The 13,053-nt window shown below is 54.1% G+C and carries 10 protein-coding genes; 9 read left to right on the top strand and 1 reads right to left on the bottom strand.

Annotated features, from left to right (window positions below):
• The first annotated feature begins 20 nt into the window (after positions 1 to 20).
• The 6 genes from BQ7489_RS10420 to BQ7489_RS10395 all read left to right on the top strand — a co-directional run bounded on the left by BQ7489_RS10420 (position 21) and on the right by BQ7489_RS10395 (position 9,020).
• Positions 21 to 1,445, top strand: coding sequence for a serine/threonine protein kinase (locus BQ7489_RS10420; protein WP_072530945.1), 1,425 nt, complete (start codon positions 21 to 23; stop codon positions 1,443 to 1,445).
• A 5-nt stretch (positions 1,446 to 1,450) separates the two neighbouring features.
• Positions 1,451 to 2,104 carry a BACON domain-containing protein gene (locus BQ7489_RS10415; RefSeq protein ID WP_162617801.1) on the top strand — a complete coding sequence of 218 codons (654 nt, stop codon included), beginning with the start codon at positions 1,451 to 1,453 and terminating at the stop codon, positions 2,102 to 2,104.
• 242 nt (positions 2,105 to 2,346) lie between these two features.
• Positions 2,347 to 4,968, top strand: a complete 2,622-nt coding sequence (locus BQ7489_RS10410) for a glycoside hydrolase family 31 protein (RefSeq protein ID WP_083580558.1) — start codon at positions 2,347 to 2,349, stop codon at positions 4,966 to 4,968.
• A gap of 21 nt (positions 4,969 to 4,989) precedes the next feature.
• On the top strand, positions 4,990 to 6,936 hold the full coding sequence (locus BQ7489_RS10405; RefSeq protein WP_072530943.1) for a glycoside hydrolase family 97 protein: 1,947 nt from the start codon (positions 4,990 to 4,992) through the stop codon (positions 6,934 to 6,936).
• Between the two features lie 120 nt (positions 6,937 to 7,056).
• Positions 7,057 to 8,403 (top strand): glycoside hydrolase family 43 protein, encoded by a 1,347-nt coding sequence (locus BQ7489_RS10400; RefSeq protein WP_204352769.1) that lies wholly within the window; start codon positions 7,057 to 7,059, stop codon positions 8,401 to 8,403.
• Positions 8,404 to 8,555: 152 nt separating this feature from the next.
• On the top strand, positions 8,556 to 9,020 hold the full coding sequence (locus BQ7489_RS10395; RefSeq protein WP_072530942.1) for an HU family DNA-binding protein: 465 nt from the start codon (positions 8,556 to 8,558) through the stop codon (positions 9,018 to 9,020).
• Positions 9,021 to 9,412: 392 nt separating this feature from the next.
• Here BQ7489_RS10395 and tmk read toward each other — a convergent pair whose 3' ends face one another.
• The gene (tmk, locus tag BQ7489_RS10390; RefSeq protein ID WP_072530941.1) at positions 9,413 to 10,093 is read right to left on the bottom strand and encodes a dTMP kinase; all 681 of its coding nucleotides are present in this window, start codon (positions 10,091 to 10,093) and stop codon (positions 9,413 to 9,415) included.
• Between the two features lie 170 nt (positions 10,094 to 10,263).
• Here tmk and BQ7489_RS10385 point away from each other — a divergent pair, with 170 nt between their 5' ends.
• From BQ7489_RS10385 to BQ7489_RS10375, 3 genes are all read left to right on the top strand, one after another.
• Positions 10,264 to 11,523 carry an MFS transporter gene (locus BQ7489_RS10385; protein WP_072530940.1) on the top strand — a complete coding sequence of 420 codons (1,260 nt, stop codon included), beginning with the start codon at positions 10,264 to 10,266 and terminating at the stop codon, positions 11,521 to 11,523.
• Between the two features lie 102 nt (positions 11,524 to 11,625).
• Positions 11,626 to 12,345, top strand: a complete 720-nt coding sequence (locus BQ7489_RS10380) for a bifunctional nuclease family protein (RefSeq protein ID WP_072530939.1) — start codon at positions 11,626 to 11,628, stop codon at positions 12,343 to 12,345.
• Positions 12,346 to 12,350: 5 nt separating this feature from the next.
• Positions 12,351 to 13,049, top strand: a complete 699-nt coding sequence (locus BQ7489_RS10375; RefSeq protein WP_072532130.1) for a 16S rRNA (uracil(1498)-N(3))-methyltransferase — start codon at positions 12,351 to 12,353, stop codon at positions 13,047 to 13,049.
• The last annotated feature ends 4 nt before the right edge of the window (positions 13,050 to 13,053 follow it).

The raw sequence follows: 13,053 nt of genomic DNA, 5'->3' as shown, positions 1-13,053 counted from the left end.
AAATTAAAGAGAGGAGTATTATGTCTTTGATAAGAATACAAGGAGAGACGGAAAGACGTAACGGGATCTGCTATCAGGTGGATTCGGACGACCAGCCGATAGGTGTGGGCGGTATGGGGCAGGTGTTCAAAGGTATCTGTGTGAACGAGAAGACTGGTTCCACGCGTCCGGTAGCTATTAAATTCCTGTATGACGACCTGCCGCCGCAGGCCATCGAACGGGCGCGGAGAGAGGCTTCCATCCGTCTGCGGAACGATAATCTGGTGGAAATGCTGGGCTTTATCGAGATATCTGAAACCATTCAGAACGGTGCGGTGGTGAAACATTATCATGTGGTGAGTGAACTGCTTACCGGCGTTTCGCTTTCGGATATACTGGAAGGGAAGACCAAGGACCGGAACGGTGAAGAGGTGGCTTATGCCGTGAAGTTACTGCAGGATTTCAGGAACGATCCGGAACATTTTGCCAAGATTGTGGTGGTGAACGTGCTTTCGGGACTGATGGCCTTGCATGACGCCGGATACATTCATCGTGACATAGATCCGTCGAATATCATGGTGACTGCCGACGGGCACATCAAACTGATAGATTTCGGTATATGCAAGCAGATGAACAACCTGACTACAAACGACAGGCCGCTTACCGTTTCGGGCCGCTTTATGGGAAAGCCTGAATATGCCGCTCCCGAACTGGCGATAGGGGATGTGAAGGCTCAGAACCAGACAACCGACATTTATGCCGTGGGAATCCTGCTGTACCAGTGTATTGTAGGGCATACGCCGTTTGAGGGAGCCTGCCATGAGATTCTGGAAAAACAGCTGAAGGAAAAGCTGCCCCTGAAGGTAATCAAAGACAAGAACCTGCGTGAGATTATAGGCATAGCCTGTGCGAAGAAGCAGGAGCAGCGTTATCAGACCTGTGCCCAGATGCGTGTGGCGCTGGAAACCATGAATGCGGGAGGCATGGGTATGCCGGCAAAGAAGAAAAAAATATTACTGGCGGCGGCCGTTGTGGTGGTGGTAGTGATAGCAGGTGTCCTGGTAGCCGTAAACAGCAGGCAGGACGAGGCCGAGCAGCTGGCGCGACAGGCTGAATTCGAACAGCAGAAGACCCAATTCGAGGCTGACATCAACGAATTGAAGGATGAAGCCGACAAGAAGCTGGTGCTGGGGCTGAAGAAGGAAACGGACGATTATGAACAGATACTGATGAGTGCCTATACCATTTATGAGTCCATCCGCCAGAAGCTGGAGCAGGATTCGGTGTACGGAGTGTCATATCCCGATCTGGAAGAGAAGATGACGTCGGTTTCACTGGCGTTGGATACCATCCGGTTGGATTTGCTGGATCAGGCCGACCAACTTGAAGTATTGGGTGAAAGTGAAATGGCGGGTTCGTGCCGCCAGCGTGCCGAATCAATAGGTGAATTTAAAAAAAATAGATGAAGGTTATGAGTTTAGTGAAATTTTGCAGAATGTTGGTTTTTGTCCTGATGCTTTGCGTGCCGGCAGGTATGGTGGCACAGTCGAACGGGGACAAACTGTTTATGGAAGGGCAGCAGTTGCAACAGGTGCAGACAATAGCATCGCAGAATGCCGCCATCAAGAAATTCCGTGCAGCAAAGGTTGTTTATACTACGGCGGAAAAAAAGAAGATATGTGACAATCAGATTGCGATTTGTAACAATAATATCAGGGCAATCCGTGCGAAAAACAGTTCAGGAAGTAAATCCCAGAATACCACACAGTCGGAACCAGCTGTGACTTCAAAAAAGAAAACTCATAAGAATGTGGAACTGAGTCTGTCGGAAACCCGTCTGGACTTCAAGTCGAAGCCCAAGGAAGGGGCTACCCAGAGTGTGGAGGTGGAGTGTAACTATGACGACTGGGAAATCGCTTCCAATCCGGAGTGGGTTACGGTTTACCTGAGCGAGAAGAAGTTTACGGTAGAAGCCGAAGAGAATACCGGGGAGGAAGACCGTTCGGGAGTCATTGTGGTGAAATGCGGTGACAAGGAAGTGAATCTCGTGGTGAACCAGGACAAGAGAAAAAATGTTGAAAAGGTGATGGACAAAGTAGGCGGTTTCTTCAAGAAAAAGAAATGACGGCATGCCGGTTCCTGTCGTCCGGTGATCAGGACAAAATGAAAAATGATAGATGGAAAAGCCCCCGGGAGGAATTCCCGGGGGCTTTTTTCTTATCTATGTAACATGCGTGGGTGATACATGTAACATGATTTTTTCTTCCGTTCTGTATATGTGGATAATTTTGTGAGATAGGAAGCTTTTTGAAGATACTTTTATTACACATAGATATTAATAATGAAAAACACAAAATAATTTGAACTATGAAAAAGCAATTGCTGTTATTTTCTTTTTTATTGGGTTGCGGCATGTCGGTTGCTGATGTAGCGGCTGCAGACCGGGGTCTTCCCCAGCAGGACGGGGACTACGGATACCGCTACACTGCGGGCGGACAGACCACACGGATCGTGCCGCTGGCCGATAACGCCGTACGGATCATCAAGCCGGGAGAAGGCGGACATGACCTCCCCGAAATGGTATATGTGGAAACGGAACATCCGAAGTACAAGGTAAGGAAGGCCGACGGGAAGGATGTGGTGGAACTGAAAGGGCTGAGCGTGGAAGTATCGGCCGGAGGTATCCGCTTCCTGTCGCCCGACGGCAGGCTGCTGCTGGCCGAAGAGGGGTGCAGCATCACCCCGTCGGAGGTGCAGGGCGAGAAGACCTGCATTGCCGAACAGGGATTTCACACCGATAAGGACGAGTACCTGTACGGACTGGGACAGTTCCAGGACAATTACCTGAACGTGCGGGGACTGAGCCGCCGGCTGACGCAGGTGAACACCCAGATATCCATCCCCTTCGTGATCTCGAGCAAGGGATACGGGGTGCTGTGGAACAACTACGGCATGACGGAGTTCAATCCGGCATCGGACAAGGTGGCCATGCAGCGGAGCGCCGCAGGCGGGAGCACGACGACGGTGAACGTGACTTCCACTACGGGCGGGGTGACCGAAGTGCGCCAGAGCAATGTGTTCACGGCCGAGATTGACGTGCCTACGGGCGGACAGTACGCCCTGCTGCTGGATGTGGGCAGCCGGATGGCACGCCGCCACAACCTGAAGGTGGACGGGAAGACCGTGATCGAGATGAACAATCTGTGGCTGCCGCCTACAGCTTCGGTCATCGTAGACCTGAGCGCGGGGAAGCACCGGCTGGAATCGGAACTGACCAAGGACGACAACCCTACCGTATATTACCGGAAGGTGGACGACACCACGGTGTTCCGTTCGCCGGTATCGGACGGCATCGACTATACCTTCTTTGCGGGCAAGGCCGATGACGTGATCGCTTCCTACCGCCAGGTGACGGGCGGATGTCCCCTGATGCCTGCCTGGGCCCTGGGATACATCCACTGCCGGGAGCGCTTCCACTCGCAGGACGAGCTGCTGGGTACTGCCGCACGGTTCAGAAGCGAAAAGCTGCCTGTAGACATGATTGTTCAGGACTGGCAGTACTGGGGCAAGTACGGCTGGAATGCCATGAAGTTCGACGAGGAGTTCTACCCGTCGCCCAAGGCGATGACCGACAGCCTCCATGCCATGGACATGAAGTTCATGCTTTCGGTATGGTCGAAGGTTGATCCCAACTCGGAACTGGGCAAGCGGATGGCCGCCCGTTCCTATTATATAAAGGATACCCAATGGATTGACTTCTTCAACCGTGATGCGGCAGCCTACTACTGGCAGAACATGCGCGACAGTCTGCTGAAGCCTTGCGGCATAGACGCCCTGTGGCTGGATGCCACCGAACCCGAGAACGACGACCTGCTGGGACGCCGTGTGGACGCGGGCCGCTATCCAGGCGAGGTGTTCCGCAACATCTACCCGATGGTGGTGAACCGTACCGTATCTGACGGGCTGAGGAAAGACCTGGGCGACCGCCGCGCGATGATTCTTACCCGGTGCGCCTACACCGGCATGCAGCGTTACGGATTCGCCACATGGTCGGGCGACGTAGGTAACGACTGGGAGACTTTCCGCCGCCAGATTGTGGCCGGTCTGGGAATTTCCGTATGCGGTATACCCTGGTGGACCTATGACGCCGGAGGTTTCTTCCGTCCGGGCAACGGCCAGTATACCGACAAGGCTTACCACGAACGTTTCCTGAGATGGCTGCAGACATCGGTCTACCTGCCGCTGATGCGTGTGCACGGATACATGACCGATACCGAATTCTGGAACTACGGGGAAGAGGTGACCCGCCTGGCCCGCAAGTCGCTCGAACAGCGTTACCGCCTGCTGCCCTACATCTATTCCGGAGCTGCCGGAGTGACGATGGACGGAGGTACGCTGATGCGTCCGCTGGTGATGGATTTCCCTGCCGATACCGCAGCCCTGGCCCTGAAGTACCAGTACATGTTCGGGCCGTCGCTCCTGATTGCGCCGGTAGTGGAACCGGGAATCAAGTCGATGGAAGTGTACCTGCCGCAGACACAAGGCGGATGGTATGACTTCAACAGCGGCCGCTATGCCGGAAACGGAGGCCGTATCAGTGCCGGTGTATCGATGGAGACCATTCCTGTGTACGTGAAGGCCGGAAGCATCGTCCCGATGGCTTCGAAGACCGGCGGTGTGGCCGAAGCCCTGGCATCGGACCTCGAGATACGTATCTATGCGGGAAGCGACGGTACGTTCCGCCTCTATGAAGACGAAGGCGACAACTACAACTACGAAAAAGGAGCCTGCGCGGAGACACGCATGGTATGGGATGACGCCCGGAAACAGCTCACCATAGAAGGACGTAAGGGCAGTTATGACGGAATGCCTGAGAAACGCCGGATGAAGGTGGTTGTGGTATCCGGTCGTACAAGCCTCCGGAAAGAGATGAAGGAAGTGGTATACGACGGAAAGAAGATGACACTTGATTTTTTAACCTTGAAATAAATTTGATAAAATAGAAATGTTATGAAGAACCGATGGATTGTACCCATCGCATTCCTGCCGCTGCTGGGCCTGGTGCCCATGCAGGCTGCAGGGATGGAAGGTACTGTGATGACAACAGCCTGCCTGCAGCCGGGAGCCGCCGCAGAAAAACTCCTGTCGCCCGACGGCAGGATATGCCTTACATACAGTGAAGTACAGGGGAACGGAATTTCCTTCAACCTCAGCTATACCGGTAAACAGGGACAGACGGAAGTGATGACCCTGCCGTATACCGGCATGCAGACCCGCAAGGGAAGAGGGGCGGGGCTCAGGCTGGAGCGTGTGGACAAACCCGTACATATTTCGGAAAACTATACCATGCTGACCGGCAAGCGGAAGGTGTGCAGCAGCGAGGCGGAAGAGTATCTTTTCCATTTCACCGATTCGCTGGGCAAGCCTTTCGACATGCGGGTGCGCCTGTATGACGACGGGATCGCTTTTCGCTATGAACTGCCGGGACTGGACAAGGATACACCGGCCAGTGAACTGACCACCTACCGGATTGCGGAGGGCACCCGACGCTGGATGCAGAAGTTCAACCTTTCTTATGAAGATTTCTTCCCGATGAGCGAAACCGGTGAGGGCGAGAACCGTCACTGGGGCTATCCGGCGCTGATACAGGCCGGAGAAGATGTGTGGGCCCTGCTCTCGGAAGCCGACATAGACCGGATGCAGAGCGCTTCGTCACTGATGAACGACGTGCTGGCTACCGACTACCGGGTGGTTCCGGCCGAAAATGACCGGGAGATAACCGGCGACTGGCACACGCCGTGGCGGGTGGCCATCGTAGGATCGTTGAAGGATGTGACGGAATCGACGCTGGTTACCGACGTGAGCCGTCCGAACCGCCTGAAGGATACCTCCTGGATCCGTCCGGGAAGTGTATCGTGGATATACTGGGCCTATAACCGGGGTTCGAGAGACTACCAGCTGGTAAAGCAGTACATTGACATGGCAGCCGAGCTGAAGCTGCCTTATGTGTTGATAGACTGGGAATGGGACATCATGGGCAACGGAGGTACCATAGAAGATGCCCTGAAGTATGCCGCCGAACGGAATGTGCGTACCCTGCTGTGGTACAATTCTTCTACGGCGTGGACTACCAACGGGGCGGGGGGACCGCTGTTCAAGCTGAATGCTCCCGAGAACCGCGAGAAGGAATTCGCCTGGCTGGAAGAGCACGGAGTGGCCGGCGTGAAGATCGATTTCTTTGAGGGCGATACCGAGCCTACCATGGAATACTGCCAGGATTTGCTGGAATCGGCCGCACGCCACAAGCTGATGGTGAACTTCCACGGGGCTACCATTCCGCGCGGATGGCAACGTACCTATCCGAACCTGATGAGTGTGGAAGCCGTGTACGGGGCCGAATGGTACAACAACGCTCCGGTGCTGACCGACAAGGCCGCCGCGCATAACGCCACCCTGCCGTTTACCCGTAACGTGGTGGGTCCGATGGACTATACGCCGTGTACCTTCTCCGACTCCCAGCATCCGCATATCACCAGTCATGCGCACGAGCTGGCCCTTCCGGTGGTGTTCGAATCGGGACTGCAGCACTGGGCCGACAAGCCCGAGAGCTACCTGGCACAGCCGGAAGCGGTGAAGACATTCATGGGACAGCTGCCTGTGGCGTGGGATGAGACACGGCTGGTATCGGGCTATCCGGGCGACCACGTGATCATGGCCCGCAGAAGCGGGAAGCAATGGTATGTGGGGGCGCTGAACGGGAAAGATACGGCCTGCAGCTTCCAGATGGACTGGTCGTTCCTGAAGGAGGGCCGTTACCGCCTTACCCTGTTCGAGGACAGCGGCGACAAGGCCAGTCCGTGGAAGATAACGGAAGTGACGGTCGACAAGGGTTCGCTGCCCGGCACGCTGGACGGACAGCCCCGCGGCGGATTCGTGGCTGTGGTACAGCCCGAATGAGTGCCGGACGGAGCGATGCCCTATGGCAACAGGAAAGAATATACCTTTATAATATATAAATGATAATTTGTTAGCATTATGGAAAACCTGAAAAAGACAATCGGAACCTGCGCCGCCTCCATGGCACTGGCCATTCTGGTTCCAGGTGCGGCTTTCGGACAGAATACCGCCGACGACGTGAAACTGAACATGCCTATCATACAGACCAAATACACGGCCGACCCGGCTCCGATGGTATATAACGATACCGTATATCTGTATACCACCCACGACGAGGACGATGCCGAAGGATTCAAGATGCGCGACTGGCTGCTGTATACCTCGACCGACATGGTGAACTGGCAGGACCGCGGTGCGGTGGCCTCACTGAAAGATTTCGAATGGTACAAGGGCGACAACGGCGCATGGGCCGAGTGCGTGGTGGAACGTGACGGCAAGTGGTACATGTACTGCCCGATACACGGCCACGGAATAGGAGTGCTGGTGGCCGACTCGCCTTACGGTCCGTTCAAGGACCCGCTGGGCAAGCCGCTGGTATGGCAGAAGGAACACTGGGACGACATCGACCCGACCGTATTCATAGACGATGACGGCCAGGCCTACATGTACTGGGGAAACCCGAACATCTACTGCGTGAAGCTGAATAAAGACATGATATCCTATTCGGGCGAGATCATGAAGATGCCCCACATAGAAGACTACCAGGAAGGGCCGTGGTTCTACAAGCGCAACGGACATTATTACCTGGCCTTCGCTTCGACCTGTTGTCCGGAAGGCATCGGCTACGCCATGAGCGACAAGCCGCTGGGACCGTGGGAATACAAGGGACACATCATGGACCATACGGTGCGTACCCGCGGTAACCACCCGGGCATCATCGACTACAAGGGCAAGTCGTACTGCTTCGGCCTGAACTACGACATTTTCCGCCTGGAGACCAGCCGCCATGCCGAACGCCGTTCCGTATCGGCCGCCGAGATGACCTACAACCCCGACGGAACCATCCAGGAACTTCCGTACTTCCATGACTGTACGCTGAACCAGATAGAGAATTTCAATCCGTACCGCCAGGTGGAAGCCGAGACCATGGCGTGGGGATACGGACTCAAGACCACCCCGAAGAACGAATGGGCACGCGACCGCTGGAACCAGCTGGTGACCGGTGTTGACGACGGCGAATACATCCTGGTGAAAGGCGTGGACTTCGGCAACGGTGCCGGAAGCTTCGAGATTTCGGCTTCGTGCCATCTGTACGGAGGATCAATAGACATCGTGCTGGACGCGGAAGACGGAACAAAGATAGGTACCGTACAGATTGCGAACACCAAGACCCAGCTCAAGACCTTCAAGACCGACGTACAGCCGGTGAAGGGAGTGCACGACCTGTACCTGGTGTTCCACGGCTGCAAGAAGCAGCAGCGTAACCTGTTCATGCTGGACTGGTGGAAATTTACGGCTGCCGAATGAACGGCTGAAAAATAATTTCTACCTAACACAGGCCTATCCGACAAAACTCTACATGGACCATGCGGGGGATGTTACCTTTGCAGTGTAAGATGAAAGGTTGCAACCCCCAGGTCTTCGACAGATGTTTAACGTTTAAAAAGTAGAGTTTTATTATGGACAGAGCAGTGACCTACTCGGTAGTACCGAGAAAGAACCCCAGAGACCCTGAAGGTGAAGTGAAATATTACGCACAGGCACAGGCCCGCGGCGTGATGAGCATCCGCATGATGGCGGAACGTATCCAGAAATCGTGTACAGTGACCCGCGCCGACATCATGGCGGTGCTGGTAGCCCTGAGTGAAGTGGTGACCGAAGGGCTGCAGAACGGCGAGATTGTCCGTCTGGGCGATCTGGGCTCGTTCCAGATAGGTCTGAGCGGGACAGGAGCGGTGACGAAGGACGAGTACAGCGCCAGCCAGATAGAAAAGGTGCGCATCAACTTCCGTCCGGGAGCCGACCTGATAGCCGCCATCAGCGGCCTGTCGTACCAGCGTGTGGCAGCCAAGTCGGGCGAAGAGGAAGATACGGTGGATACGGCCGGAAGCGGAGAGGATGAAACCGGTGTACAGGGCAACTAATCTCTGTGAGGGATGAAAGTAAGGTGGAAACTTTTTCTTTTCCGGCTCCTGAAATGCCTGTTCTGCCTGCTCAAGGGCAGCGGCGGTAAAGAGGACCGGAACACACCAGGTGATAACGAAAGGTTATCGGGGTAATGTAATGAAGACTGTACCCAGACAATAAAGCCGGACGGAAGCCGGTACGCAACGTACCGTTTATCCGATCCGGCTTCCTTATGCTTAAATAATGTTAATAGCAAGCAAATTTTTTATATAGAAGCATGTTACATAACATAAAATCCTTACCTTTGCACTGTGTTTTTCATGGTATTAGATTTAAGGTTAATGAGATTGGGAATCTGGGAAGATTCCCTTTTTTCGTTTTAGGCCCCTGGGGCCCGCCATTCCGGCGTTTACATCCCCATCTGCTCCACAATCCGTTCATGGATGGCCTCTCTGGAGAGGAAGCTTCCGTCACTGCCGGCACATTCGATGCAGCGGAAGTCGGGCTGTTCCTTCACCAGCTTGAGGTATTCCGCGTACACGTTCCGCTGGAGTTCGAGCGACTGCTCATGGATATCCTCCTTCCCGTTGAGGTAATTGCGGTCGTCGCCTTCCCTTTTGGTCGTGAGCGACCTCCGTACCGCTTCGAAAGGTACGTTCAGGAAGAAGCAGCGGTCGGGCCGTGGCAGGCGGTTGGTATTGAATTCGAAATCGAGGATCCACTCCTTGAGCCTTTTCTTCTCTTCTTCATCCTTGAGTTTGGCACACTGGAAAGCTATGTTGGAGTACACATAGCGGTCGGCCAGCACGTCATACCCCTCATCGAGCCACCGGTTGATGGTAGCGATGTGTTCCATGCGGTCATTGGCGAAGAGCAGCGCCACCAGTTTGGGGTGTACCGCTCCCACCGGTCCGTATTCGCCCCTCAGGAATTCGGCCACGAGCGTGCCGTATATCCCCTGGTTGAGCATGGGGAAATGAATGTACTTATGTGTGATACCCTTGCGGTCAAGTTTCTCTTTCAGCAGTTCGAGCTGGGTGGATTTTCCGCATCCGTCCAGTCCTTCGATTACCCAAAATCGGCCTTTCATCTTGTTCCTTTCTGTTAAATGTAAATTAAACGGTGGGTCGTTATCCGACCGAATCATGCGATTCACCTGCAAACTTAGTCAATTTTGTCGGGAATAATGAAGTTTATTTGTTGGATTATTCCAAGTATTTTACCTATATTTGCTTTTCATAAAGCAAACAGAAAGAACCTATGAACATCAAATTCCGGCTGATCATCATGAACTTCCTGCAGTTCGGTGTGTGGGGAGCTTACCTGACCTCGATGGGTACCTATCTGGCAAGCAACGGATTAGGAAGCCATATCGGCATATTCTATGCGATGCAGGGAATCGTTTCACTTTTCATGCCCGCCATTCTGGGTATCATAGCCGACCGGTGGATTCCGGCCCAACGCCTGTTGGGGATGAGCCATCTGCTGGCCGCACTCTTCATTGCGGGGGCAGGGTATTACGGCATGACGGCGGGCGAGGCAGTGTCTTTCCCGGTGCTGTTCACCTTCTATTCGCTGAGCGTGGCCTTCTATATGCCTACCCTGGCGCTGTCGAACTCGGTGGCCTACAATGCACTTGACCAGGCCAAGCTGGATACGATCAAGGCCTTTCCTCCCATCCGGACATTCGGGACCATCGGGTTTATCTGTTCGATGTGGCTGGTAGACCTGCTGGGATTCCAGGCCAGCTACATGCAGTTCTTTGTGTGTGCCGTGATCGGGCTGCTGCTGGCCGTATATGCCAACACGTTGCCCAAGTGCCCGGTAAACAAGAGTGGAGGCGGAAAGAAATCGCTGGTAGAAGCCCTGGGCCTGAAGGCCTTCCTGCTTTTCCGCCAGCGGAAGATGTGCATCTTCTTCATCTTTTCGATGCTGCTGGGCGTTTCCCTCCAGATTACCAACGGATTCGCCAATCCGTTCATCACCAGTTTCGAGGCCATACCGGAATACGCCGGCACCTTCGGCGTGCAGCACGCCAACCTGCTGATTTCACTGTCGCAGATCAGCGAGACCTGCTGTATCCTGCTCATCCCGTTTTTCCTGGGACGTTTCGGAATCAAGAAGGTGATGCTGATAGCCATGTTCGCGTGGGTGCTGCGTTTCGGCCTGTTCGGTCTGGGCAATCCGGGAAGCGGCGTGTGGATGTTTGTGCTCTCCATGCTGGTATATGGTGTGGCGTTCGATTTTTTCAATGTGTCGGGGTCATTGTTTGTCGACAAGGAGACCGACATATCGGTACGTTCAAGTGCGCAGGGACTTTTCATTATCATGACCAACGGTCTGGGTGCCACCATCGGTACCCTGTCGGCCCAGGCCATCGTGAACCGTTTCGTGGATTTCGGAAGCACAGAGCCGCAGGTGGCCGGATGGAGCCATGCCTGGTTCATCTTTTCCGCTTATGCCCTGGTGGTGGCGCTGGTGTTTGCCGTGGTCTTCAAATACAAACATGAAAAGAAATAATATTTTTTATGAAAAAAAAGCGGAAACTCTGCGTTTATATAGTAGATAAAAAACAACAGTCATTGTTTTTATAGATTAGACTAAACATAAAATAAATGAACTATGAGAATTCCGAAAGAGATAGAATTGAAACTTTTAGACATGTCGGCTGTTCTTAAACCTTCGACCTCACATGCACTGGTACTGGAAGAAGTTGGTGGAGGAAAAAGAAAATTGGCCGTGATTATAGGGCCTATGGAAGCGCAGGTGATACAGATGGCGCGTATCCAGTATACGCCGCCGCGTCCGTTTACACACGACCTGATGCTGGACATGATGAAGAAGGCTGGACTGACTCCTGTAAAGGCGCTGATTTATGACGTGACGGATGGGATCTATTCGTCAATGATCCATTTTACCGACAAGACGGGCCGGGAATATGAAGTGGACTCACGCACGTCGGATGCACTGGCACTGTCGCTGCGGGCCGGATTCCCGCTCTACATTTACGAGAATCTGCTGGAAGACGAAAAGATCCGCAATGTATCGGAAGACGGGTCCAAGTTCACGATGCCGGTAAATTCGGTAGACCTTCCTACCTTACGGATTGCCCTGCAGCAGGCCATCGACTGCGAGAATTATGAAAGGGCTTCGGAACTGCGTGACGAGATACGTTACCGTGAGAGTCTGGGGAATGCGGACGACGCTCCGGGCAATGAGGTTACAGGCCGGAAGGCTGGAGAAGCAGGTGGCGGAAACACTCCGGGGCAGGATTTTCCGGACGATGATCTGGACAATCTGGATGATCTGGACGATTTCCTGAAGGACCTTTTCAAAAAATGACGCCTATGCATGTGTTTTATACTCCTGACATAGAGACAGACCCCGAACTTCCGGAAGAGGAAGCGGGGCATTGTCTGCGTGTGCTGCGTCTGACTGTGGGTGACGAGGTGATGCTGACCGACGGGAAAGGCTGTTTCTACAAGGCGGTGATCAGTGCGGCTACCGGCAAGCGCTGCCAGGTGAAGGTGACGGAAACCATCAGGCAGGAACCGTTCTGGACGGGGCATCTGCATCTGGCGATGGCCCCCACCAAGAACATGGACCGGACGGAATGGTTTGCCGAAAAGGCTACCGAAATAGGTTTCGACGAGCTGAGTTTCCTGAACTGCCGTTTCTCGGAGCGGAAGGTCCTCAAGACCGAACGGATCGAGAAGATTGTGGTGTCGGCCGTCAAGCAGTCGCTCAAGGCACGTAAGCCTGTGGTGAATGAAATGACGGATTTCGGCCGGTTCATGGAGCGCGGCTTTACGGGACAGAAGTTCATAGCCCATTGCTACGAAGGGGAGAAGCCCTTGCTGAAGGATGTGCTGGTGCCCGGTGAAGACGCTCTGGTGCTGATAGGTCCGGAAGGGGATTTCAGCCGGGAAGAGGTGGAGAAGGCCGAGTCGCTGGGATTCCGCCCCGTGAGTCTGGGAAAGTCGCGCCTGCGTACGGAAACGGCTGCCCTGGTGGCTGTGCACATTATGAATCTGTTAAATTCCTGATAAG

This window comes from Bacteroides ilei (genome assembly GCF_900128495.1).
GTDB lineage: Bacteria > Bacteroidota > Bacteroidia > Bacteroidales > Bacteroidaceae > Phocaeicola > Phocaeicola ilei.
Note: the sequence above shows the minus strand (reverse complement) of the source record. Positions and strands in the feature narration are given on the sequence as shown.